The sequence below is a fragment of the Arthrobacter sedimenti genome (assembly GCF_042652025.1).
GTDB classification, from domain to species: Bacteria; Actinomycetota; Actinomycetes; order Actinomycetales; family Micrococcaceae; genus Arthrobacter; species Arthrobacter sedimenti.
Window position 1 is genome coordinate 296,236 of record NZ_JBHSDQ010000002.1, and the last position, 24,346, is coordinate 320,581.

The 24,346-nt window shown below is 67.1% G+C and carries 18 protein-coding genes and 1 tRNA gene; 13 read left to right on the plus strand and 6 right to left on the minus strand.

The window, feature by feature from the left end:
• Positions 1-51 precede the first annotated feature (51 nt).
• Positions 52-1,398, plus strand: coding sequence for a TIGR01906 family membrane protein (locus ACFO0G_RS06710; RefSeq protein WP_376976855.1), 1,347 nt, complete (start codon positions 52-54; stop codon positions 1,396-1,398).
• On the opposite strand, the gene ACFO0G_RS06715 is transcribed toward ACFO0G_RS06710, so the two are convergent.
• Positions 1,389-3,218 carry an AMP-dependent synthetase/ligase gene (locus ACFO0G_RS06715; RefSeq protein WP_376976856.1) on the minus strand — a complete coding sequence of 610 codons (1,830 nt, stop codon included), beginning with the start codon at positions 3,216-3,218 and terminating at the stop codon, positions 1,389-1,391. The genes ACFO0G_RS06710 and ACFO0G_RS06715 overlap by 10 nt on opposite strands.
• 67 nt (positions 3,219-3,285) lie before the next feature.
• The gene (locus tag ACFO0G_RS06720; protein WP_376976857.1) at positions 3,286-5,013 is read right to left on the minus strand and encodes a dolichyl-phosphate-mannose--protein mannosyltransferase; all 1,728 of its coding nucleotides are present in this window, start codon (positions 5,011-5,013) and stop codon (positions 3,286-3,288) included.
• Positions 5,014-5,058: 45 nt separating this feature from the next.
• On the opposite strand from ACFO0G_RS06720, the gene rsmI reads away from it, so the two are divergent.
• Together rsmI and ACFO0G_RS06730 are read left to right on the plus strand one after the other, a co-directional pair.
• Entirely contained in the window at positions 5,059-5,934 is an 876-nt protein-coding gene (rsmI, locus tag ACFO0G_RS06725; protein ID WP_286402867.1) for a 16S rRNA (cytidine(1402)-2'-O)-methyltransferase, read from the plus strand.
• Between the two features lie 181 nt (positions 5,935-6,115).
• Positions 6,116-7,615, plus strand: coding sequence for an NAD-dependent succinate-semialdehyde dehydrogenase (locus ACFO0G_RS06730; protein ID WP_376976858.1), 1,500 nt, complete (start codon positions 6,116-6,118; stop codon positions 7,613-7,615).
• A gap of 73 nt (positions 7,616-7,688) precedes the next feature.
• On the opposite strand, the gene ACFO0G_RS06735 is transcribed toward ACFO0G_RS06730, so the two are convergent.
• From ACFO0G_RS06735 to ACFO0G_RS06745, 3 genes are read right to left on the minus strand one after another with little or no spacing between them, the layout of a single operon-like run.
• On the minus strand, positions 7,689-10,244 hold the full coding sequence (locus ACFO0G_RS06735; protein WP_376976859.1) for a transglutaminase TgpA family protein: 2,556 nt from the start codon (positions 10,242-10,244) through the stop codon (positions 7,689-7,691).
• Entirely contained in the window at positions 10,241-11,710 is a 1,470-nt protein-coding gene (locus ACFO0G_RS06740; RefSeq protein ID WP_376976860.1) for a DUF58 domain-containing protein, read from the minus strand. Before ACFO0G_RS06740 ends, ACFO0G_RS06735 begins: the two co-directional genes overlap by 4 nt.
• Positions 11,711-11,719: 9 nt before the next feature.
• Positions 11,720-12,817, minus strand: a complete 1,098-nt coding sequence (locus tag ACFO0G_RS06745) for an AAA family ATPase (RefSeq protein WP_376976861.1) — start codon at positions 12,815-12,817, stop codon at positions 11,720-11,722.
• A gap of 163 nt (positions 12,818-12,980) precedes the next feature.
• Here ACFO0G_RS06745 and ACFO0G_RS06750 point away from each other — a divergent pair, with 163 nt between their 5' ends.
• From ACFO0G_RS06750 to ACFO0G_RS06770, 5 genes are all read left to right on the plus strand, one after another.
• The gene (locus tag ACFO0G_RS06750; protein ID WP_286402874.1) at positions 12,981-13,886 is read left to right on the plus strand and encodes a TatD family hydrolase; all 906 of its coding nucleotides are present in this window, start codon (positions 12,981-12,983) and stop codon (positions 13,884-13,886) included.
• A gap of 257 nt (positions 13,887-14,143) precedes the next feature.
• On the plus strand, positions 14,144-15,337 hold the full coding sequence (locus tag ACFO0G_RS06755; protein ID WP_376976862.1) for a transglycosylase family protein: 1,194 nt from the start codon (positions 14,144-14,146) through the stop codon (positions 15,335-15,337).
• A gap of 110 nt (positions 15,338-15,447) precedes the next feature.
• On the plus strand, positions 15,448-16,320 hold the full coding sequence (rsmA, locus tag ACFO0G_RS06760) for a 16S rRNA (adenine(1518)-N(6)/adenine(1519)-N(6))-dimethyltransferase RsmA (protein ID WP_376976863.1): 873 nt from the start codon (positions 15,448-15,450) through the stop codon (positions 16,318-16,320).
• Complete coding sequence (locus tag ACFO0G_RS06765) at positions 16,317-17,294, plus strand: 4-(cytidine 5'-diphospho)-2-C-methyl-D-erythritol kinase (protein WP_376976864.1); 978 nt, start codon at positions 16,317-16,319, stop codon at positions 17,292-17,294. Before rsmA ends, ACFO0G_RS06765 begins: the two co-directional genes overlap by 4 nt.
• Before the next feature lie 33 nt (positions 17,295-17,327).
• Entirely contained in the window at positions 17,328-19,160 is a 1,833-nt protein-coding gene (locus ACFO0G_RS06770; protein WP_286402882.1) for an ABC-F family ATP-binding cassette domain-containing protein, read from the plus strand.
• A gap of 111 nt (positions 19,161-19,271) precedes the next feature.
• Here ACFO0G_RS06770 and ACFO0G_RS06775 read toward each other — a convergent pair whose 3' ends face one another.
• On the minus strand, positions 19,272-19,898 hold the full coding sequence (locus ACFO0G_RS06775; RefSeq protein WP_376976865.1) for a TetR/AcrR family transcriptional regulator: 627 nt from the start codon (positions 19,896-19,898) through the stop codon (positions 19,272-19,274).
• 133 nt (positions 19,899-20,031) lie between these two features.
• On the opposite strand from ACFO0G_RS06775, the gene ACFO0G_RS06780 reads away from it, so the two are divergent.
• From ACFO0G_RS06780 to pth, 5 genes are all read left to right on the plus strand, one after another.
• Positions 20,032-20,103, plus strand: a tRNA-Gln gene (locus ACFO0G_RS06780).
• 103 nt (positions 20,104-20,206) lie between these two features.
• A complete protein-coding gene (gene glmU, locus ACFO0G_RS06785; RefSeq protein WP_286402885.1) occupies positions 20,207-21,685 on the plus strand; it encodes a bifunctional UDP-N-acetylglucosamine diphosphorylase/glucosamine-1-phosphate N-acetyltransferase GlmU in 1,479 nt (492 codons plus the stop codon).
• 2 nt (positions 21,686-21,687) lie between these two features.
• A complete protein-coding gene (locus ACFO0G_RS06790; RefSeq protein WP_159632494.1) occupies positions 21,688-22,668 on the plus strand; it encodes a ribose-phosphate diphosphokinase in 981 nt (326 codons plus the stop codon).
• Between the two features lie 302 nt (positions 22,669-22,970).
• Positions 22,971-23,591 carry a 50S ribosomal protein L25/general stress protein Ctc gene (locus ACFO0G_RS06795; RefSeq protein ID WP_286402887.1) on the plus strand — a complete coding sequence of 207 codons (621 nt, stop codon included), beginning with the start codon at positions 22,971-22,973 and terminating at the stop codon, positions 23,589-23,591.
• 136 nt (positions 23,592-23,727) lie between these two features.
• The gene (gene pth, locus ACFO0G_RS06800; RefSeq protein ID WP_286402888.1) at positions 23,728-24,333 is read left to right on the plus strand and encodes an aminoacyl-tRNA hydrolase; all 606 of its coding nucleotides are present in this window, start codon (positions 23,728-23,730) and stop codon (positions 24,331-24,333) included.
• Positions 24,334-24,346 lie beyond the last annotated feature (13 nt).

The following is a 24,346-nucleotide window of genomic DNA, read 5'->3' on the forward strand; positions in this document are numbered from 1 at the left end:
TCGCGCCGGCGAACTGGGACCGGTGCGGAACCCAACGGAAGTGACGCTGCTGTGAATGACGAAACACCGGCCCGCGCCAAAAGCGCTGCGCCGCAGCCGGAGCCTCTCCTGGACACGTCCGGGGATTCCGACGAGCCCGCGTTCTCCTGGCTGGCGCCCACGGACGCAGACACGTCCGACGGGGACAAGCCCAATGCAGACCAGTCGGATGCAGACAAGCCCAATGCATATAAAACCAGTGCGGACAAAACCCCTGGCGGCAGGACTGCCGGCGGCATGTCTGACCGGACCATACCCAGCGGGGATGGTCCAGGCAGGGGAGTGGACGGCGGTGACTCCGACCGGGAGGCACGCAGGGACACCCGCAATGCCGCCCAGCCCGAAACCAGGGCCGACCGCAAGGCTGCGGAAGCCGCCGTCGGATCTTCTGCCCTTGGGGCTGCTGCGTCCGCACGTCCCGCTGCGGGGCGTCCGGCAGCCGGAGCGTCGACAGCCGGCTCATCCACACCCGGGTCCTCCCCGGATGAGCGTGACGACAGCGATTCTCCCGTCTTCAAGGAGCCCCTCCCCACGTCAGCACTGCACGTGCGTCCCCCGGAAGAGGAAGTGGAGCGCCGCAACGCCCAGCGTGAAAGCGCCGCGAACGCAAAGCCGGTGGCGCCGCGTGTCATGCAGGTCCTGCTCGCCGTCATCTATCCGTTCATCCTCCTGATCCTGGCCGTCAGGGCCGTCACCAGCCCCCTCTTCCTCTGGGTGGAATACAACCGGCCCGGTTTCCCGGGCGACGGCTACGGCTTCAACACCGATGACCGGATGACGTATGGCTCCTACGCCGTGGACTACCTCAGCAACTGGGCGGGTCCGCGGTACCTGGGCGACCTGGTGAACCGCGGCGGCGAAAAGCTCTTCAAGGACGGGGAAGTCAGCCACATGGCAGACGTCAAGGTGGTCATCCTGTCCACCTTCGGCGCCGGCGTTGCGCTGCTCCTCCTTGCCCTGATCGCCATCCTGTACCTGCGCAAACGCAGCACCGGCGGGATCAGGCGCGGACTCTTCGCCGGCTCCATCATCACGCTGGTCCTGATCCTGGGCCTCGGTACACTGGCGGCCCTGGGCTGGCAGCAGTTCTTCACGGAGTTCCACCGGATCTTCTTCGCCGACGGGTCCTGGACCTTCAGCCTGGACGACACGCTCATCCGGCTGTTCCCCAGCCAGTTCTGGATGGACGCCGGCATCGCCATCGCGGCTATGGTGCTCGTCGCATCCATCGTGACGCTGGTGCTCACCTGGCCCACCCGCCGCCGTCGTGGTGTTGTACGCAGGGAAGAGCCAGCCAAGGCCGGGCGGGAAGAAGCGGACCAGGAAACGCCGGAACAGGAAAAAGCGGCTCAGCCGTAGATTTTGGCGATCTCCGCCTGGAACTCCTTGACGACGGCGGACCGCTTCAGTTTCAGCGATGGCGTCAGGTGCCCGGACTCCACGCTGAACGCCGCATCCAGTAGCCGGAACGTGCGCACCGACTCCGCCTTCGACACCATCTTGTTGGCCAGGTCCACGGCTTCCTGAAGGGCAGCCAGGACTTGGGGGTCGGTGGCGGCTTCACTGAGCGGGAGCGGGGGCAGGCCCCGCTCGGCGCGCCAGTCGGCAACGCCTTCCGGATCCAGGGTCAGGAGGGCCGACACGAAGGGCTTGCCATCGCCCACCACTACGGCATGGGCCACGAGTTGGTGGGTCCGGATCATCTCTTCCAGCGGCCCGGGGGCCACGTTCTTGCCGCCGGCCGTGACCAGGAGGTCCTTTTTCCGGCCTGTGACCGTGAGGAAGCCGTCCTTGTCCAGCTCGCCAAGGTCGCCGGTGCGGAAGAAGCCGTCCACGAACGCTTCGGCGTCCGCCGCCGGGTTGGCGTGGTAGCCCCTGAAGACACCGATTCCCTTGACCAGGATTTCGCCGTCTTCGGCCACGCGGATGGTGGTGCCGGGAATGGGGATACCCACCGTTCCCACCCTGGAGCGGGAGGGTGTGTTAACGGTGCACGGCGCGGTGGTCTCGGTGAGCCCGTAGCCTTCGAGGACGGGAATTCCCATGCCCCGGAAGAAGTGTGCGTCTTCGGAAGCAAGGGGGCTGGCGCCGGAGACGGTGTACTCCACCTCGCCCCCGAACGCTTGGCGCAGCCTCGGGTAGACCCACCGGTCATACATAGCGTGCCGGGCCCGGCTCAGCAGCCCGGGGCCCGGGCCCTCTCCACGGCTTTGCCGGTCCTGCTCGCGCGAGTACGCGATGGCGGCAGCGGATGCGGCATCGAACAGCCGTCCCTTGCCTGCCACCGCCGCCTTGTGCGCCGCCGTTGCCCGAACCTTTTCGAAGATGCGCGGCACCACCAGCAGGAACGTTGGCCGGAAGGTGCCAAGGTCTTCGAGGAGCTGCGCCGCCCCCGGGCTGTGACCCACCGCTGCGCCTGAAGAGACGCAGACCACCTGGACCGCCCGGGCCAGGACATGCGCCAGCGGCAGGAACATCAAAGTGCGCGCCATGTCCCTCTGCAGGATCTCCGGCAGGAACGCAACGATGTTCTTGGCCACCAGGGCGAAGTTCGCATGCGTGATCTCGCACCCTTTGGGTTTGCCCGTGGTGCCGGACGTGTACACCAGCGAGGCGAGGTCGGCCAGGCCTGCACGGCTGCGCTGCCGCTCCAGTTCAGCGTCGGTGACTCCGGTGCCTGCAGCGGTGAGGCTGGCAAGGTCCGGGGCCTCGCCGTCGTAATCCATCCGCACCACGTTGACCAGGCGGTCGCTGAGCTCGGCGGAGCCGGCCACCACACCGATGACCAGCTGCACCATGGCACGGTCGCCGGCGAAGACCCGCCGGACCCCGGCGTCCCGGATGATCCATTCCACCTGGCTCGCGGAGGACGTTTCGTAGATCGGTACGGTCACACCGCCGGCGAACCAGATGGCAAAGTCGACCAGGGTCCACTCATAGGAGGTGCGGGACATCACGGCCACGGTGTCGCCGGGTTCCAGGCCGCCGGCGATGAGTCCCTTGGCCAGGGCGCTGACGTCCTGGAGGAATTTCTGTACGGGAACATCTACCCAGCCGTTGGGACCCTTCCGCCGGTACAGGGCGCGGGTGGGGTTGGCGGCGTGCTGCTCCAGCAGCAGGTCGGTCACGTTGCTGTTGGCGTCCATCTCAACCAGCAGTTCCGTGCTTGCTTCTCTCACAGCAGGTCTCCGTTTCCGCTGCCACGCCGCGGCAGCGGCTCCTTCAGGTCTCCTTTGACATCCTGCCCTAGATCCAGGACGGCATCCACATCCGGACCTTCCAGTCGACGTAGGGGATCACTTCGGCAGTCCAGATCGGGTAGAAAAACGCCGACAACAGGAGTGCTGCCACAAGGAACAGGACCACCAGGTACAGGCCGGAGCGGCGGCGCCAGGGCGGGTCCGAGGCCCTGCCCAGGACCAAGCCGAGGCAGTACACCAGGGCCAGGACCAGGAACGGCTCGAAAGACACCGCGTAGAAGTAGAACATGGTCCGCTCCGGGTACATGAACCATGGAAGGTAGCCTGCAGCGACGCCCGCCAAAACGGCACCCGCACGCCAGTCCCGGCGTCCGGCCCACCAGAAGAGCAGGACCACCAGCGAGATGGCCGCCGACCACCAGATCAGGGGATTTCCGACGGACAGGATGGCTGACGTGCACTTCTCCACGTCACAGCCGGGAGTGCCCTGCGGTGGGGATTCATAGAAGAACGACGTGGGCCGCCCCATCACCAGCCAGCTCCAGGCGCTGGCCTGGTACGGGTGCTCGGCGCTGAGGCCCTGGTGGAACTTGTACGCTTCCAAATGGTAGTGGACCAGGGAGCGGACGGAGTCGGGAAGCCATCCCCATTCGGCCGACGGGTTGCTTTCCGCCCAATGGCGGAAATAGGCGTTGTCCGAAAGGAACCACCCCGTCCAGGTGGCCGAATAGACGATTCCCGCCACGGGGACCATGCCAAGGAACGCCGGGATTCCGTCCCGGATCACGCCGCCGCTGATCCAACCGCGAATGCCCGCCACCCGGCGCCCGTTGAGGTCCCACAACACGGTGAGGATGCCGAATCCGGCGAGGAAGAAGAGGCCGGACCATTTGGTTCCCACGGCCAGGCCCATGCAGACGCCCGCGGCGACCCGCCACCAGCGCACGCCCAGCCACGGCCCGGACAGCAGCGCACCTGCCGAGGGCTGCCCGCCGTTGGCGGCAGCGGAACGGGCCAGCCGTGCGGCCAGACGGCGGCGTCCGTCGTCGCGGTCCATCAGCAGGGCGCCGAAGGCGGCAAGGATCCAGAACGTGAGGAAGATGTCCAGCAGCGAGGTCCGGGACATCACCAGATGATGGCCGTCGACGGCGAGGAGCAGCCCGGCGGCGCCGGCCAGCGGAAGCGAGCGGAACAGTTTCAGTGCGATCAGGGAGACCAGCAGTACGGTGAGGGTGCCGGTGAGGGCTGCGGCGAAGCGCCAGCCGAACGGGTTCTCCGGCCCGAACAGCCACATGCCCGCCGCGATCATCCATTTGCCTACCGGCGGATGAACCACATACTCGGGGGTGTTCAGCAGGACGTCCGGATTGCCGGTGTTGAAGGAATCGTTCGCTTTGTCCGGCCAGCTGCGTTCATAGCCGCTGATGAGGTAGGAGTACGCATCCTTGACGTAGTACGTCTCGTCGAACACCAGCTTGTGCGGCACTTCCAGGCGGATGAACCGGAGGAGGCCGCCGATGACAGCCGTCAGGACCGGAACCAGGACGAACCACAGCCGCAGCGACGGCGGGTAATCCCGCCACGTCGTGCCGGCACCGATCAGCCTTGCCCGCAGCGCCTCGACGGTGAACGCCTCATCCGGCCGGCTGATCCAGGACCGGGCAGCCTTCCCGCGGGGCTCCACCGCTGTGGCGCCTGCTGCTGAAGGGGATGCCGCCGGGCTGCGTTTCCAGGCCCCGGCGGGCGGCGTCGAGGTCTGCGTCACGAGCCCCATGCTACCTTTTGCGGCTGGAAGACCCCGCAGCAGTAGGCTTGGTGGGTGGACCCGAACCCCAGCCCCCTTCCCGAGCCAGCCCCTTCGACGGCGGGGCGGATCGTCCTTGCCGCCACACCGATCGGGAACACCGGCGATGCTTCCGCCCGGCTCGTGGAACTGCTGGGCACGGCAGACATCGTCGCCGCCGAGGACACCCGCCGGCTCCACCGCCTGGTCCAGAGCCTGGGGGTTACCGTGGCCGGCCGCGTCATCAGCTACCACGAGCACAATGAGGCCACCCGGACCGCCGAACTCCTTGACCAGGTGCGTGCCGGCAGCACGCTCCTCATGGTGACCGACGCCGGGATGCCCGCGGTTTCGGACCCCGGTTTCCGGCTGGTGGAGGGCGCCGTTGCGGCGGGGCTTACCGTCACCGCCGTCCCGGGCCCCTCAGCCGTGCTCACCGCACTTGCCCTGTCCGGCCTGCCGACGGACCGGTTCTGTTTTGAAGGGTTCCTTCCCCGCAAAGCCGGGGAAAGGGCGTCCCGCCTCGCCGACCTCGCGGGGGAGCGGCGAACCATGGTCTTCTTTGAAGCTCCGCACCGCCTGGAAGCCATGCTGCGGGCCCTGCGTGAGCGGTTCGGCCCGGACCGTCCCATCGCCGTCTGCCGGGAGCTGACCAAGACGTACGAGGAAGTCATCCGCGGCACTGTGGGCGAACTCCTCACCTGGGCTGAGGAGAATGAGGTGCGCGGCGAGATCGCCGTGGTGCTCGGCGGCGCGCCCGAACAGGCAGCCGGCACCCCGGAGGACCACGTGGCGGCAGTCAACGAACTGGTGAACCAGGGCATCCGGCTGAAGGAGGCCGTAGCCGCCGTCGCCGATGACGCGCGCGTGAGCAAACGGGAACTTTATTCGGCTGTGCTCGCTGCCCGGTAGGTCCTTCGTCGCCACCTGCCGTTCCTGTGCAGCTGCACAGCAAAGCTGCGATTCTGCAGTGCGCAACGGCGTAGACCATGGCGGTGCCCCGCAGTAGTCTGGCAGTTAATCAGCCCCATGATCCCGGTCACTCCGAACCGCGGCGGCGGGCTGCCACAACCCTACTGACGAGGGAGTCATCGTGACTGTCACTGCACAGCCGGCCGTTACCGCCGAGCGCGAAACCCGGCTTTTGGCCTCCGTTCCCACCGGGCTGCTCATCAACGGTGAGTGGCGCGACGCCGCCTCGGGCAAGACGTTCGACGTCGAGGATCCCGCCACCGGAAAGGTGCTGCTGAGCATTGCCGACGCCGGCCCTGAGGACGGCGCAGCCGCCCTCGACGCCGCCGCCGCTGCCCAGGAATCCTGGGCAAAGGTGCCGCCCCGGGAACGCGGCGAAATCCTCCGCCGTGCCTTCGACATGGTGACCGAACGGGCAGAAGACTTCGCCCTCCTGATGACCCTGGAAATGGGCAAGCCGCTGGCCGAAGCCCGCGGCGAAGTGACCTACGGCGCTGAGTTCCTGCGCTGGTTCTCCGAAGAAGCAGTCCGGGCCTTCGGCCGCTACTCCGTCTCACCCGACGGCAAGTCCCGCCTCCTGGTCACCAAAAAGCCGGTGGGCCCCTGCCTGCTGATCACCCCCTGGAACTTCCCGCTGGCCATGGCCACCCGCAAGATCGCGCCGGCCGTCGCCGCAGGCTGCACCATGGTGTTGAAGTCCGCAAACCTGACGCCCCTGACGTCCCAGCTGTTCGCCGCCGTCATGCAGGAAGCCGGCCTGCCCGCCGGTGTCCTCAACGTCATCCCCACCTCCACGGCGGGAGCCACCACCGGGCCCCTGATCAAGGACTCCCGCCTGCGCAAGCTGTCCTTCACCGGCTCCACCGAAGTGGGACGCCGGCTGCTGGCCGATGCCTCGGAAAACGTCCTGCGGACTTCCATGGAGCTCGGCGGCAACGCCCCGTTCCTGGTGTTCGAAGACGCCGACCTGGATGCCGCCGTGACCGGGGCCATGGCAGCCAAGCTGCGGAACATGGGAGAAGCCTGCACGGCAGCAAACCGCTTTATTGTCCACGAGTCGGTGGCCGGCGAATTCGCGGAGAAGTTCGCCGCGAAGATGAAGGAAATGACCACCGCCCGTGGAACCGAACCCGAATCCAAGGTGGGCCCGCTGATCGACGGCAAGAGCCGTGACAAGGTCCACGAACTCGTCTCCGATGCCCTCGCCTCCGGCGCCAAGGCAGTCCTGGGCGGTGCGCCGGTGGAGGGGCCGGGCTACTTCTACCAGCCCACCATCCTGTCCGGCGTCGCCGAGGGGACCCGCATCCTTTCGGAGGAAATCTTCGGGCCCGTTGCCCCGATCATCACCTTCAGCAGCGAGGACGAGGCCGTGCGGCTGGCCAACAACACCGAATACGGCCTGGTGGCCTACGTGTTCACCAAGGACATCAACCGCGGCATCCGGATGGGTGAAAAACTCGAAACGGGCATGCTCGGCCTGAATGCCGGTGTCATCTCCAACGCGGCCGCGCCCTTCGGCGGCGTCAAGCAGTCGGGCCTGGGGCGCGAAGGCGGCCTGGAAGGCATCGAGGAATACCTCTACACCCAGTACATCGGCATCGCCGACCCCTACGCGAGCTAGCATCCGGCCAGCGCGCAACCGCAGGCTAACCGCAAAGTGCCGCCCGGGAGTTTTCCCGGGCGGCACTTTGGCGTCAGCGCCCGCCTGCCCCGCGGCCGCCGTCGTGCGTGTCCGGCCTTCCGGCGGCAACCCTCATGGCTGAAGTGCCGCTCCCGGACCGGAAACGCACCACCGGGTGCCGCGCAGTCCGTATGGCCCTGCCGGCCGCACGGAACGGCTTCCGGAGCAGCAGGCCCAGCCGACGGGTGACCGACGGGGGAAGCCACGCCGCGGCAAGGCGCCTGGGCATCGTGGCATTGGCCCGCAGTGAGGCTTCCACAGCTGTCACTCCGGCGGCGATGTCCGCACCTGCAGTGTTGGTGCGAAGGCTGCCCCCTTGGGCGCTGCCGGCGCTTTGGGTACCGCCATCATCGGGCCGGCCGTAGCGGTGGTGCTCGAACGCCGAGGTCAGTGACGCAACCGCGTCGTGCGCGTCCTGGTCCATGCCGCCCGGCTCGCCCAGCAGCGTTTCCCTGAAGCGGGCCGAATAGGCCCGGGGCGTTTCGCTGGCGGCGGCGGGCAGGCCGTAATCGGTGCCAAGGTCCCTGATCTCATTCCACGCCAGCGGCACAGCCTGTTCGGGGCGCTTTGGCCGTAGCCTGCGCGATCGGGTGCCCGCACGGACCAGGTGGGGAGTGGCCGCCAGGAGCACCAGGGCCGCAACGCCGGCGGCCCCAATGAGCCAGGGCATCAGTTCGGGGCCACCGCCGGTGCTGCTGCTCCCGGTGCCGGGAACGGCCTGGGCCGTGGTGCTCGGTGTCGGGGTGGGCGCCGGGGCGGTATCGGGGACGAGCCCGTCGTTGTTGCCCAGGGAGTCCGGGGCCGATGGCACTGATGCCTCAGTGGCGTAATCCGGGACCACGCCCCGGGAGGGCGTCGGTTCGAAGGGCACCCATCCCAGGCCCTGGAAGTACAGTTCCGGCCACGCATGGGCGTCCCGGGCGTCTGCCTCGTACTCCGGGAGGGCGCCCTGCCCGGCCACTGTTACCGTGGCCCCCGTCAGCCTTCCGGGGGCATACCCCACCGCGATCCTGCTGGGAATTCCTTCCAGCCTGGCCATCACTGCCATCGCCGAGGCGTAGTGGATGCAGTAGCCGCTCTTTTGCTGCAGGAAGTCCGCCAGGACTGAGAGACCGTTGCCGTCGTACCCGCCCTGCACCGGAGACTGCAGCGAGTAGGTGAACTCGGACGAGCGGAGGTACTTCTGGATGGCCATGGCCTTCTGGAAAGGCGTAGCTGCCGCTCCGGCAACCGTCTGCGCCGTGGTCTTGACGATGTCAGGGACATTGCCTGGAATCCTGGTGAAGATATCCGGGATGCCCCGTGCGGGCCCGGTGGACTGGGCCAGGAGTGCCGACGAGAGCTTGGGCACCGCCGAGGTCACCAGGTATTCCTGCCGCCGGGTTGTGGTGTCGGTGCCCTTGATGCTCAGGGTAGCGGGATCCCAGGTCCACTGGCCCCCCAGGCCGCGGACGGTTTCCGGGGCGTAGGGGACCGGCAAATAGGGGCTGGTGAAGGATCCGGCGTCGATGGCAGTGACCAGCCGCACCTGCTCGTCGGCCAGGACCGCGTAGCCGGGATCGATCCTGCCATCAAGGGGCACCCGGGATGCGGTGCGGTCGTCCGGTCCCCACGAATCGCCGTCGAAAGTGTCCACTGTGACGGACCTCAGGTACAGGGGAGTGGACGAGGTCGTGGCATAGGTGATCCTGCCGCTGCCGTCGGGGGCGCGAAGGCTGTTGCCCAGCGTGATCATCGGGTTGAGGCCGGTGGCAGAACCCCAGGGATTGAGCCTCGAACCCTGCGGGAAGGTGCCGCTGTCGAAGCCGGGAATGCCCAGGGGCAGCACCAGTGCGGCCGCCAGGGCCGCGGCGCCGGTCAGTGCGGCACGACGCACCAGGCCGGGGCTGCGCGCGGAACCGCCCTGCAACCTGCCGTCCGGGGCGAACCACTGGCTGCAGCCGAGGATGAGCAGGTATCCCGTTGCCGTGGCGATAAAACTCCAGACTCCTACGCTTTGGGGTTTGATCATGGCCGGCACCACCAGCAAGGCCAGCAACCCCGTTCCGGAGACCGCCGGCATCCCCAGGGGAACGGCGAGTGCGTCGACCAGGATGGCTGCCAGGCCCAGCACGGCACAAACCACCATCACGATCCCGGCATTGGGCGCCACCGGTGCGGTTTCGGACAGCACCGTCTCGCTGGCCCGCCGGACCAGCCGGTCCAGTTCGGGAAGGGTGGCGCCGGTGGGGACCACCCAGAGGAAACTGGAGCTGCGGAAGAACGTCAGCGTCAGGACGGCGGCCAGTGCCACGAATCCACCCGCCGTGACCAGCAGTGGCTGGGCACGGAGGGATCGCAGCGCGGCCTGGGTGAATGCCACCGCCAGCACGGTGGTCATCGCCGGCCAGAACCAGTTCCAGCCGCGGAGCACGCCGTTCAGGGACAGGGCAGCGCCGCAGACTGCCACTGCGATGGCTGCCGCCATGGCCCAGGGATAGAGGCCTGGCCGTGTCCGGCCAGTGGTTGGTTCGGGCTGTGGCTGCGCTTGGTGCCCGGTGCCTGTTGCCCGCGCCGGTGCCATGGTCATTTGGCCACCCCCGCTCCGCGCCCTGCCTCGGGTGCCGGAGGCGTCGGCAGGGCGGGGTCCTGGTCGAACTGGTTCCACACAGCAGCGAGCTGTGCCTTTGGCCCCACGGCCATTGCCCGCCATCCACCCTGCCGCAGCGCTTCGAGGACTTCCTGGTATTCCGCTGGCCGTTCCACCGCCACCAAGGCGATCGCGTTGGTGGCGTACGCAGCAGCAGGGGCCAGAGCGGCGGCCTCCTGGGCGGTGATGCGTCCCAGCACCGCGATCAGGGGTCCCCGCATCCGGTGCGCGGAGAGCCTGTCCATCAGGTGGTCATCGAATGCCGCCGGTTCCTGCTCATTGCCTGCCGCTGTCCGGATGGCTGGCGGCGCCACGCCCGGCTCCGCGTTCCTGCCGGCAATGTCCCGAAGCGTACCGTCCCGCCGCAGGTGGACTGTTCCGGACAGGTGGATTGCGGCCAGGCTTTCGGCAATGGACTGCAGGCCGGAGGTCCCGCTGAATTCTTCCGCTCCCGGTTCAGGGGAAGACGGCGAGTGGAGGAATGCCGGGTTTCCCCCGGTGTCCAGCAGCCGCAGGCTGTAGTTCCGCTCTGCAAGGTGCGCACTGATGGACATGGCGGCAACAACGGCCCACTCGAAGGTCCCGCTGGTGGCCAGGGCATGCCCGTCCTGGCCGGGTAGGCCGGGCATTGCCGTTCCGGTGCCGCCGGCGAACGCGCCGGAACGGTGGTCAAGGATGACAGTGGCCTCCGGCGTAGTGACGGATTCCTCCTGCCGGACCATCAGGGCCCCGTGCCTGGCGGTAGCGGCCCAGTGGACCCTCCGCATCGGGTCCCCGTGCCGGTATTCACGGGTCATGACATCGTCATCGCTGGGGTTTGCCCGGACGCGGGTGGCTGTGACGCCATCGTTGCCGCGCGCCCCGGCGAGCAGGGTGGAAGGAAGGACGACGGCGGCAGGCGTCACGGTGAGGATGTCGCCGTCGTCAATGGCCTGGCGGTGCAGCGCGAGCCCGAAGGGGTCGGTGAACTCGGCGGTGACCGGCCCGATCCGGCACTGGCCGCGGTGCCGTGAAGTGAGGTGGTACTCGTAGCGGCTGGTGCCGCCGGTGGCGGAACGGGACGGGAACCGGAAAGCCGGTGCGTGGCCAAACTGTGCCGGCAGCCGCTCCTCCATGGCCACCCTGCCGCTGCCCGGGCCCGACCGGGCGACGGCAAGGTGGACCACTGCCGGGGCCGAGGTTTCCACTGGGGAGGGATTGAACTCGCGGTAGACCCGGAACCGGGGTTTGACCAGCCGGACGCCGGCAAGGCAGATCAGTGGAAGAACCAGCAGGAGCAACGCCAGCGTCAGAAGGTCGCGGCGCCCCATGACCTGTGCCGCGGCCAGCGTGAAGGCGCCGGCTGCGAGCATGCCCCAGCCGCGCCTGGTGAACAGGTGCCGCGGAAGCTTTTCCAGCAGGGCCATGCTGGTGTCCTAGCGGTTCCTGCTGCCGGCGGCAGCAACCCGGCCCGGTTGGCCGGGCTGGGCCTGCGGAACGGGCAGCCGGGAAAGGATGCCACGCAGGACACTGTGCGGCGTCTCGCCGGCGCCGGCGGCCTTCCGGTCCAGGATGATGCGGTGTGCCAAGACAGCTTCGGCCACGTCCCCCACGTCGTCCGGCAGAACGAAGTCGCGGCCGTCCAGCGCGGCCGTGGCCTTGGCGGCACGTAGCAGCTGCAGCAGGGAACGGGGGCTGGCGCCCAGCCGCAGCAGCGGGCTTTCCCTGGTGGCCCTGCCCAATGACACCGTGTATTCCTTTACCGGTTCGGAGACGTAGACCTGCTGGACGGTGGCGGTCATGGCCGCAACATCGGAGGCGGTGACCACGGGGGAGACGTGGGCCAGCGGCGAGACCGCCTGGTGGGTTTCCAGCATTTCGATCTCGGCGTCCTTGTCCGGGTACCCCATGGAAATGCGGGCCATGAACCGGTCCCGCTGGGCTTCCGGCAGGGGATACGTCCCCTCCATTTCGATGGGGTTCTGGGTGGCAACCACCATGAACGGCTCATCGAGCTTGTACGTGTTGCCGTCCACCGTGACCTGGTGCTCCTCCATGCATTCCAGGAGGGCGGACTGTGTTTTGGCGGAGGCGCGGTTGATTTCGTCGCCAATGACAATGTTTGCGAACACCGCGCCCGGCCGGAACTCAAAGAGCCTCGAGGCCTGGTTGTAGATGGACACCCCGGTGACGTCCGAGGGCAGCAGGTCGGGCGTGAACTGAATGCGGCTGACGGTGCAGTCGATGGTCCGGGCGAGGGTCTTTGCCAGCAGCGTTTTGCCGACGCCGGGCACGTCCTCCACCAGCAGGTGCCCCTGCGCCAGGAGCACGGTAAGCGCCAGCTTGGCGGCCTCGGACTTACCGTCAATGACGGTGTTGACGGTTGTGAGGATGCGCTGCGCCGCGTCGTGGAAGGATGCGGAATCCATGGCCGGCGGCCGGTGCCCGTTCAGGTGGCTGACGGAATCAGGCACGTCGGCCAGGTTGAGGTTCGATGCGCTTGCATTGTTGGCAGTGCGTCGGTGCGGTTCCATCGGCAACCTTTCAGCCCGGGATTCACCTGGACGGGACAGCAAGCCTGCCTTCGCCCCTCGGTGGGCGTGCGCGTGTGTTCGTTCCAGACTACTAACACAACTGCCGCGGCTGACAGAGAGTTCCGGCAAATATGGGGGCGCCCGCCGCGGCTAGGCTGGGTGGATGTGCAATTCGTCGATTCCTGCCGCCTACCGGATGCCTGCCGTGGATGGAAGCACGGAGCCGGGAGCCGGACGCCGCAAGGATTTCCCACCGGCGCCGGAGCCCCTGCCCGTGCCGGTCATGGACAACCACACCCACCTGGACTTTCCGGAAGGAAAGGCGCCCGTGGGGATCAAGGCTGCCCTCGATGCGGCCGCGGCCGTGGGCGTCCAGGGCGCCGTGCAGGTGGGCTGCGACCTGGAGTCTTCGCGGTTCACCGTGGAAGCGGTGGACCAGGACACCCGGCTCCTCGGGGCTGTGGCCCTGCACCCCAACGACGCTCCGCAATATGCCGCCGACGGAGGGCTGGAGGACGCACTCGCCGAGATTGAACGCCTGGCCGCGCACCCGCGGATCCGTGCCATTGGCGAAACGGGACTGGACTTCTACCGCACGGAAGGGGAGGGGCTTCGGCACCAGGAATACTCGTTCCGCCGCCACATCGACATCGCCAAGCGGCTGGACCTCACCCTCCAGATCCACGACCGGGATGCGCACAGCGACGTGGTGCGGGTGCTGCAGGAAGAGGGAGCGCCGGAACGGGTGGTGTTCCACTGCTTCTCAGGCGATGAGGAACTGGCCAGGACCTGCAATAACCAAGGGTGGTGGATGTCCTTTGCCGGCACGCTGACGTTTAAGAACGCAGCCAACCTCCGTGCCGCGCTCGCCGTGGCGGACCGGCAGCTCATCATGGTGGAAACCGACGCCCCGTTCCTGACCCCGCACCCGCACAGGGGGCGGCCGAACGCCAGTTATATGGTGCCGTATACGGTGCGTGCCATGGCAGAATTGACAGGCTCCGATCTGGCCGGCCTCTGTACCGCAATCAGCGAAAATACCGTACGGGCATACGGATCCTGGACCTGACGGGCGCGCCGTTATCCCCTTCCTGCCGCATACCTGGTATGCAAAAATGTTGGCCGCTTTATAACGCTACGGTTACAGTGGAAAACTATTAGCCGGGGTCGGGGAAGGCCAGCGGGTAATTTCACTCCTTTCGCAGCCGGACCGGCCTGTCCAAAAGCCGGCCATGCCGGTGCGCGGAGTGTGGCGGCGCATTGGTGCCCGGACTGTCCTTTGCAGGCTTGTCCCGGGCATTTCTCTGCGCGTTTCCCCGTGCCCGGATGGACCGAGAGTTACGGGCAATCGTGATCAAGTTCTTCACATCGGACGGCAAGTTCAGCTTTATCAAGGTTGGCGCCCAGCTGCTGGTGCTCTGCGGCCTGGTCGCAGGCCTCGTAGCCTTCGTGGGCAATAACAAAACAATCACGCTCAACGTGGACGGCCAAGCGTCGTCCGTGCAGTCCTTTGGCGGAACAGTGGCCCAGGTGGTCAAGAGTGCAAACCTTGACCTGAAGCCCGGCGACCGGGTGTCGCCTTCCCTCGATGCGACCGTCCAGAACGGTACCGTCATCAACATCAACCAGGCCAAAGAGGTCAAGGTCAGCCTGGACGGTGCCGAGAAGACCGTGAACACCACGGCCCAGGACGTCGAAGACCTGGTGACCGAGCTCGGCGTGGCCAGTGCCTCGTCCGTCTCCGCACCCAAGGATGCCACCCTGTCGCTGGCGGGCTCCTACGTTTCAATCTCCACGCCCAAGACCGTCAGCATCGTGGCCGACGGCAAGGTGAACACTGCCACCACCACCGCGCCGACCGTGGGTAAGGTCTTGGAGGACTCCGGGGTTACCCTCGGCGCCAATGACCGCTCCTCCCAGCCCGCCAACGCCAACGTGGTGAACAACATGGTCATCAAGGTCTCCCGCGTGGACACCAGCCAAACCGCCGTCACCAGTGAAGACGTGCCCTTCGAAACTGTTACCGCCGAAAGCGCGGACATGCTCAAGGGTGAGAAGGAAGTCACGCAGGCAGGCTCCGCCGGAAAGCTTGAGCGCACCTTCAAGCTGGTGCTCGTGGACGGACGGGAAGCTTCCCGCACTCTCGTATCGGAGAACGTGGCTGTCCAGCCGGTCACCGAAAAGGTCACCGTTGGCACCAAGGCCAAGCCTGCACCCCAGGCCGCGCCGGCCACCGCCGCAGCCGCCAACACCGGCGCGGCAGCACCGGCCATGATGAACGAGGCCATGTGGGACAAGATCGCCCAGTGTGAGTCCACCGGAAACTGGAGCATCAACAGCGGCAACGGCTACTACGGCGGCCTGCAGTTCGATATCCAGACCTGGATCGGCGCCGGCGGCGGTGCCTACGCTCCCAACGCCAGCCTGGCCACCAAGGCACAGCAGATCGACATCGCCAACCGCGTCTACGCGCAGCGCGGCCTGTCGCCGTGGGGCTGCGGCTGGGCGGCCAGCCGCTGATCCACTGATCATCAGGCAAGCAGAAAGTGTGGCCGGGCCCGGGTACTCCGGGGCCGGCCACTGCCGTTAACCGGGCAAAGCCAGAGGGCCGCGCGGGATAGGATACCTAGGTGACTGAACCGACTCCCGCCGTGCCCGCACCATTGTTCGGCGCCTCCGACATACGCCGGATGGCAGAGGAAATCGGGGTCAGGCCTACCAAGACGCTGGGTCAGAACTTTGTGATCGACGGCAACACCATCCGCCGGATTGTTGCCGCGGCGGGAGTTGGGCCGGATGAAACAGTCCTTGAGGTGGGTCCGGGGCTGGGGTCGCTCACGCTGGGACTGCTGGACGCGGCAGCGGCGGTTGTCGCCGTCGAAATCGATCCTGTCCTGGCCGCGAAGCTCCCCGATACCGTTAAGGAATGGCGGCCCCAGGCCGCCAACGCTTTCCACCTGGTGCACGCCGACGCCATGAAGGTCACCGAGCTGCCGGTGGAACCAACGGCGCTCGTGGCCAACCTGCCGTACAACGTTGCCGTCCCCGTGGTGCTGCACCTCCTGCAATATTTCCCCAGCCTGCGTCACGGTCTCGTGATGGTGCAGGACGAGGTAGCCGACCGGCTGGCAGCCGGCCCCGGTTCCAAGACGTATGGAGTTCCCTCGGTCAAGGCCGCCTGGTACAGCCAGATGCGCAAAGCCGGCGTGATCGGCATGAACGTGTTCTGGCCGGCGCCGAAGATCCATTCCGGGTTGGTGGCCTTCACGCGCCGCGAACCACCGGCCACCACCGCCTCCCGGGAGCAGGTGTTCGCCGTGGTGGATGCCGCATTCGCGCAGCGCCGCAAGACCCTCCGGGCCGCCCTCGCCGGCTGGGCCGGGGGAGCGCCGGAAGCGGAGCGTTGCCTGCTCGCCGCCGGCGTGGACCCCACGGCACGCGGAGAGGTCATCGACATCGCCGCGTTCGCCCGGATTGCCGAAGCCAGGGAAAACCGCCCGTGAGCGCGGGACTTGAGAGGGCAGGCAGGGGGCGGTTCGCCGCCAGGACCGTCCGGGTCAAGGCGCCCGGCAAGGTCAACGTCTCCCTGGCGGTAGGTCCGCTCCGGCCGGACGGCTACCACTCGGTGGCCAGCGTCTATCTCGCGGTGTCCCTGTACGAGGAAGTGGCTGCCACCAGCACCGCTGCCCCCGGCATCACCATCAGCCTCAGCCCGGAAAGTACCCTGGACCTCGACGCCGTCGACATCCCCCTGGACAGCAACAACCTTGCCTACAAGGCCGCCGCCATCATGGCGGACGTGTCCGAACACGCCACCGGCGTGCACCTGGAAATCACCAAAAGGGTTCCGGTGGCCGGCGGCATGGGCGGCGGCTCCGCCGACGCCGCCGCCACGCTCCTTGCCTGCGATGCGCTCTGGAACAGCGGGCTGTCGCGCGAGGAACTGGCACACCTTGCAGCCGAACTGGGCGCCGACGTCCCCTTTTCGCTTCTGGGCGGAACCGCCGTCGGCCTTGGGTTGGGCGACGAACTGTCCCCGGCCCTGGCCAAGGCGCAGACCCACTGGGTGCTGGTGGTGGCCGACTACGGCCTCTCCACCCCCGAGGTGTACCGCACGCTGGACCGGCTGCGCGGTGACGAGGGAGTCGACGCCGAAGGACCCACCGGGGTTGATCCGCAGATCCTCGCGGCCCTGCGGGGCGGCGACGCCGAATCCCTGAGCCGCGTGCTGGTCAACGACCTGCAAAGGGCGTCCATTGAACTCTCGCCCGCGCTGCGCGATACGCTGGGAATCGGTGAATCCCATGGCGCGATCGCGGGCATGGTCTCCGGATCCGGCCCCACCGTGGCGCTCCTGGCAGATGACTCCGTGGCAGCCGAGGCACTGGCGGAGGACCTGCGGCGCCACGGCCTGACAGCGATCCCCGTCCACGGTCCGGTTCCGGGCGCGCGCATCATCTCCGACACCCTCCTTTAACACTTCCAGTCCGGCAGCAGAAAGCAGTTCCCTTTGGCACACCTTCTTGGCGGCGAGAACCTCACGGTTTCCTACGCAACCCGCACCGTCCTGGACGGCATCACCCTGGGGCTGGAGGAAGGCGACCGGATCGGCATGGTGGGCCGCAACGGCGACGGCAAGTCCACCCTGATGCGGCTCCTGGCCCTGCGCTCCACCCCCGACTCCGGCCGGGTCACCAAGCGCGGCGACGTCAACGTGGGCTACCTGGACCAGAGCGACGTGCTCGACGGCGACCTCACGGTGGGTGCCGCGATCGTGGGGGACCAGGCTGATTACGAATGGGCGCGCAACCCCCGGATCCGGGAGATCATGGGCGGCCTGGTGTCCGACGTCGACTGGCATGCGAACGTCCACGCTCTCTCGGGTGGGCAGAAACGCCGGGTGGCACTCGCCAAGCTGCTCATCGAGGACCACGACGTCATCATGCTGGACGAGCCCACCAACCACCTCGACGTCGAGGGTGTGGCGTGGCTTGCCCGGCACCTGAAGACACGGTGGCGGGCCAACCAGGGTGCGTTCCTGGTGGTCACCCACGACCGCTGGTTCCTCGATGAAGTCTGCACCAAGACGTGGGAAGTCCATGACGGGATCGTGGACCCGTTCGAGGGTGGCTACGCCGCGTATGTCCTGGCCCGCGCCGAGCGTGACCGCATGGCGTCCGTGGTGGAAAGCAAGCGCCAGCAGCTGGTCAAGAAGGAACTCGCCTGGCTGCGCCGTGGCGCCCCGGCCCGTACGGCCAAGCCGAAGTTCCGCATTGAGGCAGCCAACGCCCTGATCGAGGACGTTCCCGCGCCCCGCGACTCCATGGCACTGAGCAAGATGGCCACCGCACGCCAGGGCAAGGACGTCCTCGACCTGGAAAACGTCTCCCTGAACTTCCAGGGCGGCGACGGCGGCCGGAAGCTTTTCGACAACATCACCCTCAGGCTCGCACCGGGGGAGCGCCTGGGCCTGGTGGGCGTCAACGGTGCCGGCAAGACCACGCTCCTGAAGCTGCTCAACGGTGAGGTCATCCCCGACGCCGGCAGGCTGAAGCGGGGAAAGACGGTGGTCACCGCCGTCCTCACCCAAGAGGTCAAGGAGCTCGACGACGTCGCGGACCTGCGCGTCATAGAGGTCATCGAGCGGGAAAAGCGTTCCTTCAACGTCGGCGGCAAGGAGTTCACGGCAGGCCAGTTGGTGGAGCAGCTCGGGTTCACCAACCAGAAGCAGTGGACCCCCGTGAAGGATCTCTCCGGCGGTGAGCGGCGCCGCCTGCAGCTGCTCCGGCTGCTGGTGGGCGAACCCAACGTGCTGATGCTCGACGAGCCGACCAACGACCTGGACACGGACACCCTCGCCGCCGTGGAGGACGTGCTGGACGGCTGGCCCGGAACCCTGGTGGTGGTCAGCCACGACCGCTACCTGCTGGAACGCGTCACCGACCACCAGATGGCACTGCTGGGCGACGGCAAGCTCCGCGGCCTGCCCGGCGGCGTGGACCAGTACCTTGAGTTGCGTGAAGCTGCCCTGGCCGGCTCCACCGTGACCGGTGGCGGAAACCCCGTCACCAGCGCCGGACAGGCACAGGCTGCCAGTGGCGCCGGTAACGGCCCCTCCGAGGCCGAAAAGCGCGAAGCCCGCAAAGCCCTCAACAGGATTGAGCGCCAGCTCAAGAAGCTCGATCAAGAGGAAAAGAAGCTTCACGACCTGATGCTGAAGACCACCGAGGCCGGCGACTTCGACAAGCTCGCCGACCAGAACAAACAGCTCAAGGACCTCACCGACGAAAAGGACGCCCTGGAAATGGAGTGGCTGGAGTCCTCAGAACTCCTGGGCGACTGACAAAGGCGACGCCGGCACATGGGAGTGGGGCGGCTGTCCGGCAGCGTGCGTCAAAGCGACGAAGGAGCAGCACGCAGAGGACAGGTGCCCCGCGCCCGAAGGCGACCACGGCTAAGGTTCAGACTGCAGCTCAGGTTCCTTCTTGAGGCCGGTCAGGCCGTTCCAGGCGAGGTTGACCAGATGCGCTGCGACGGTGTTCTTATCGGGCTGGCGGCTGTCCTGCCACCATTGGCCGGTCATCGCCACCATGCCGACGAGCATCTGCGCGTACATCGCACCGTCGTCGCCGCTTAAGCCGCGGCGCGAGAATTCGTCGGAGAGGATGTGTTCCACGCGGGCGGTGACGTGGGAGAGCAGCGTGGAGAAGGCACCTTCGGGCTGGGACGGGGGAGCGTCGCGCATGAGGATGCGGAACCCCTCGGTGCGTTCCTCGATGTAGGTGAGCAGCGCGAGTGCGGCGCGTTCGACAAGGACGCGGGGTTTGGCTTCCTCGGTCAGGGCGGCGTTGACGGCGTCCAGCAGGATGTGGAATTCGCAGTCCACCACTTCGGTGTACAGCCCTTCCTTGGAACCGAAGTGTTCGTAGATGACCGGTTTGGACACTCCCGCGCAGGCGGCGATTTCCTCGATGGTGGTGCCGTCCAGCCCGCGGGCGGCGAAAAGGCCGCGGCCGACGTCGATCAGCTGGCTTCGGCGCTGCCGGCCCGTCATCCGCATCCGCGGAAGGTTGTTGCTCACCTTCCCATCATGCCCCACCGCCGGCGGCGGTATTCGGCGGGACGGGTGGGAGCCGAATGCCCCGTGTCGCGCGGGGCCCTGAACCCGTGGCAAAATAGGGACTTGTGCCCGGGGCTTGAGTCTTCCGGCACGGTCCGCTCTGGTGTAACGGCAGCACCCCGGCCTTTGGAGCCGTGGAGTATAGGTTCGAATCCTATGGGCGGAACTGCTGCGCAAGGAGCGATCATGAGGATGGCACCCGGTGCGCCGTGGCCTGTGCTGCGGGACACCGTAAAGCGCCAGCACAACCAAGCAAGGAGAGCCCGTACGTGATCCCCGAGAATGCCGGTCCGGCCGCTGTAATCGTTCTGGCAGCAGGCGCCGGCACCCGGATGAAATCGCGTACTCCCAAGATCCTGCACGAAATCGGCGGCCTCTCCATGGTGGGCCACGCCCTTCGTGCCGCCCGCAGCATCAATCCGCAGCGGCTTGCCATCGTGGTGCGCCACGAACGCGACCTGGTGGAAAGCCACGTGGCCGCGCTGGACCCGCAGGCCCTCATCGTGGACCAGGACGACGTGCCCGGAACGGGCCGCGCCGTGGAAGCCGCACTGCAGGCGCTGGACGCCGGGCAGGCCTTGGCCGGAACCGTCGTGGTCACCTACGGCGATGTGCCCCTGCTGTCCGCGGAACTGCTGACCGAGCTGGTCGCCACCCACGAGTTCGAAGGCAACGCCGTCACGGTCCTCACGGCAGTCCTGGACGATGCCACCGGCTACGGCCGCATCCTCCGCGGCGAGGACGGTTCCGTCACCGGCATTCGCGAACACAAGGACTCCTCCGAAGCCGAAAAGCTGATCCGCGAAGTCAACTCCGGCATCTACGCCTTCGACGCCGCGGTGCTCCGCGAAGCCCTGGCCAAGGTAACCACCGACAACGCCCAGGGCGAAAAATACCTCACCGATGTGCTGGGACTGGCGCGTGAGGCAGGCGGCCGCGTCGCCGCCGTCGTCACTGCTGACCGCTGGCAGGTGGAGGGCGCCAACGACCGCGTCCAGCTCGCCGCCCTCGGCGCCGAACTGAACCGCCGCACCGTGGAAGCCTGGATGCGCGCCGGCGTGACCGTGGTTGACCCGGCCACCACCTGGATCGACTCCACCGTCACCCTGGACGAGGACGTCCGCCTCCTGCCCAACACGCAACTGCACGGCACCACCACCGTGGCGAGGGACGCCGTCGTGGGCCCCGACACCACCTTGACCGACGTCGAAATCGGCGAGGGCGCCTCGGTGGCCCGCACTCACGGTTCCGGCTCGGTAATCGGCCCGCGCGCCGCCGTCGGCCCCTTCACATACCTTCGCCCCGGCACGGTGCTGGGCGAGAAGGGGAAGATCGGCGCCTTCTACGAAACCAAGAACGTCACCATCGGCCGCGGTTCCAAGCTGTCCCACCTGGGCTACGCGGGCGACGCCGAAATCGGCGAGGACACCAACATTGGCTGCGGCAACATCACGGCCAATTACGACGGCGAGAAGAAGCACCGCACGGTGATCGGCTCGGGCGTCCGTACAGGCTCCAACACCGTCTTTGTTGCCCCGGTCACCGTGGGGGACGGCGCCTACAGCGGCGCCGGCGCAGTGATCCGCAAAGACGTTCCGGCCGGAGCGCTTGCGCTGAGCGTCGCTGCCCAGCGCAACGCCGAAGGCTGGGTTCCCGCGCACCGTCCGGGAACCCGCTCCGCCGAACTGGCCCAGGCGGCCACCAACGACTCCTCAAGTACCCCGGCATCTACAGAAGAGGGCAAGTAACAATGAGCGAAATTACGGCGCACGGCGAGAAGAAGTTGGTGCTTGCCTCCGGGCGGGCCCACCCGGAGCTCGCCAGGGAAATCGCCAAGGAGCTCGGCACCGAACTCCTCCCGCTGGATGCCTACGACTTCGCGAACGGCGAGATCTACGTCCGCGCCGGTGAAAGCGTCCGCGGCACCGATGCCTTCGTGATCCAGGCGCACCCCGCCCCGCTGAACAACCACCTCATGGAACAGCTGATCATGATCGATTCGCTGAAGCGGGCCTCCGCCAAGCGGATCACCGTGGTTTCGCCGTTCTACCCGTACGCCCGCCAGGACAAGAAGGGCCGCGGCCGCGAGCCGATTTCTGCCCGGCTGGTGGCGGACCTCTACAAGACCGCCGGCGCGGACCGCATCATGAGCGTGGACCTGCACACCTCCCAGATCCAGGGCTTCTTCGACGGCCCCGTCGACCACCTGATGGCCATTCCGCTGCTGGCCGACTACATCCGGACCCGGGTGGGATCGGACAACATCACCGTCGTATCGCCGGACACCGGCCGCGTCCGCGTCGCCGAACAGTGGGCCGAACGCCTGGGCGGCGCACCTCTGGCCTTCGTCCACAAGAGCCGCGACCTCACTGTCCCCAACCAGGCTGTCTCCAAGACTGTGGTGGGCCAGATCGAGGGGCGGACCTGCGTCCTGATCGACGACATGATCGACACCGGCGGAACCATCTCCGGCGCCGTCACCGTCCTGAAGAACGCCGGTGCCAAGGATGTCATCATCGCGGCCACCCACGCCGTCTTCTCGGACCCCGCAGCCCGGCGCCTTTCGGAGTCCGGTGCCCGTGAAGTGGTGGTAACCAACACGCTTCCGCTCGGTTCGTCCCAGCGCTTCCCGCAACTGACGGTGCTTTCCATCGCGCCGCTGATCGCCCGCGCCATCCGCGAAGTGTTCGACGACGGATCGGTCACCAGCCTTTTCGACGGCAAGGCATAAGACCGTACTTGATGAGACCCCGCCGGCAGGAGCCGGCGGGGTCTCGTCCCGCGCTGGCAGGGTTCCATGGGCGAGCCTGCGAGCTCAGGGGGCCGGTGGGGATTTAAGGAAACGGTCCCGGCACTGGTAGGCTGTCAGGCGATACCTTGGCGAGGGAGGGCATAGCCTCCGTTATCGACTGGGTCTGCTGGTCCCTTCACGGGGACTGCCTTCTTGAAGGGCCGCCATCGGCCGCCCGGCGTTGAAGGTCACACCAGACCTCCGCCCTTGCTGAACACCGTTTAGTCTTCAAGGAGATTTCCATGTCTGAGCAGAAGCTCGCAGCAGAACTGCGCACCGAATTCGGCAAGGGCTACGCCCGTCGCGCCCGCATGAACAACCAGATCCCCGCCGTCATCTACGGCCACGGCGCAGAGCCCATCCACGTCACCCTGCCGGCGAAGGCCACCACCCTGGCCGTCCGCACCCCCAACGCCCTGCTGTCCCTGGACATCAACGGCGAAGGCCACCTGGCCCTGGTCAAGGACGTCCAGCGCGATCCGGTAAAGCAGATCATCGAGCACATCGACCTTCTGACCGTCCGCCAGGGCGAGAAGGTTACGGTTGACGTCCCGGTCCACGTTGAGGGCGAAACCGCTCCCGGCACCGTCCACAACCTGGAACTGACGGTTGTGTCCCTTGAGGCCGAGGCAACCCACCTGCCCACCGCCATCGAGGTCAACATCGAAGGCCGCGCCGCGGGCGAGCACATCCACGCCTCCGACCTGGTCCTCCCCAAGGGCACCACCCTGCTGACCGATGCCGAAGCACTCGTGGTGAACGTTTCCGAGGCCGTCGTCATCGCCGAGGAAGAAGAAACCGAAGCTGCCCCCGAGGGCGAAGCAGAGGAAGCTCCCGCAGCCGAAGAAGCCGCAGCAGAGTAACCACTCCGCAATTTCAGCAGTGGCCGGACCCCCAGGGGCCCGGCCACTGCCATGTCAGGCCACCGCCGTATCAGCATGCTTCTCCCCGTCCGTACGCCGGTCTTCCCGCCCAAGCCACCCCCATAGGATTGATTCCATGACAGATACCTGGCTGATTATTGGCCTCGGCAACCCCGGCGCCCAATACCAAGGCAACCGTCACAATGTGGGCCAGATGGTGCTTGATGAACTTGCCGGCCGGATTGGGGCCGGCTTCAAGTCGCACAAGGCCCGCGCCCAGGTTCTGGAAGGCCGGCTGGGCATCGGCGGTCCCCGCGTTGTCCTGGCGAAGCCGATGAGCTACATGAATGTCTCCGGCGGCCCCGTCTCCGCCCTTGCCAACTTCTATGGCATTCCCGCCGATCATGTGGTGGCCGTCCATGACGAGATCGACATTCCCTTTAACACCGTCAAACTCAAGCTCGGCGGCGGGGAAGGCGGCCACAACGGCCTGCGGGACATCTCCAAGGCGCTCGGCACCAAGGACTACCTGCGGGTCCGTGTGGGGGTGGGAAGGCCGCCCGGCAGGATGGACACCGCCGACTACGTTTTGCGGGATTTCGGCACCACGGAACAGAAGGAACTGCCGTTCCTTCTCGATGACGCCGCAGACGCCGTGGAGTCCTTGCTCCGTGATGGGCTCACCGCTGCCCAGCAAAGGTTCCACCCCGCAAAGTCCGGGTCACGCCAGCCGGAATCGTAAAAGTTCCCTTCGA

Excerpts from the sequence above, each read along its gene's own strand:
- ACFO0G_RS06720 (WP_376976857.1), bottom strand. The coding sequence starts at position 5,013 with ATGGGGCTCGTGACGCAGACCTCGACGCCGCCCGCCGGGGCCTGGAAA.
- ACFO0G_RS06735 (WP_376976859.1), bottom strand. The coding sequence starts at position 10,244 with ATGACCATGGCACCGGCGCGGGCAACAGGCACCGGGCACCAAGCGCAG.
- ACFO0G_RS06740 (WP_376976860.1), bottom strand. The coding sequence starts at position 11,710 with ATGGCCCTGCTGGAAAAGCTTCCGCGGCACCTGTTCACCAGGCGCGGC.
- ACFO0G_RS06745 (WP_376976861.1), bottom strand. The coding sequence starts at position 12,817 with ATGGAACCGCACCGACGCACTGCCAACAATGCAAGCGCATCGAACCTC.
- ACFO0G_RS06750 (WP_286402874.1), top strand. The coding sequence starts at position 12,981 with ATGTGCAATTCGTCGATTCCTGCCGCCTACCGGATGCCTGCCGTGGAT.
- ACFO0G_RS06755 (WP_376976862.1), top strand. The coding sequence starts at position 14,144 with ATGGACCGAGAGTTACGGGCAATCGTGATCAAGTTCTTCACATCGGAC.
- ACFO0G_RS06790 (WP_159632494.1), top strand. The coding sequence starts at position 21,688 with ATGAGCGAAATTACGGCGCACGGCGAGAAGAAGTTGGTGCTTGCCTCC.
- ACFO0G_RS06795 (WP_286402887.1), top strand. The coding sequence starts at position 22,971 with ATGTCTGAGCAGAAGCTCGCAGCAGAACTGCGCACCGAATTCGGCAAG.
- pth (WP_286402888.1), top strand. The coding sequence starts at position 23,728 with ATGACAGATACCTGGCTGATTATTGGCCTCGGCAACCCCGGCGCCCAA.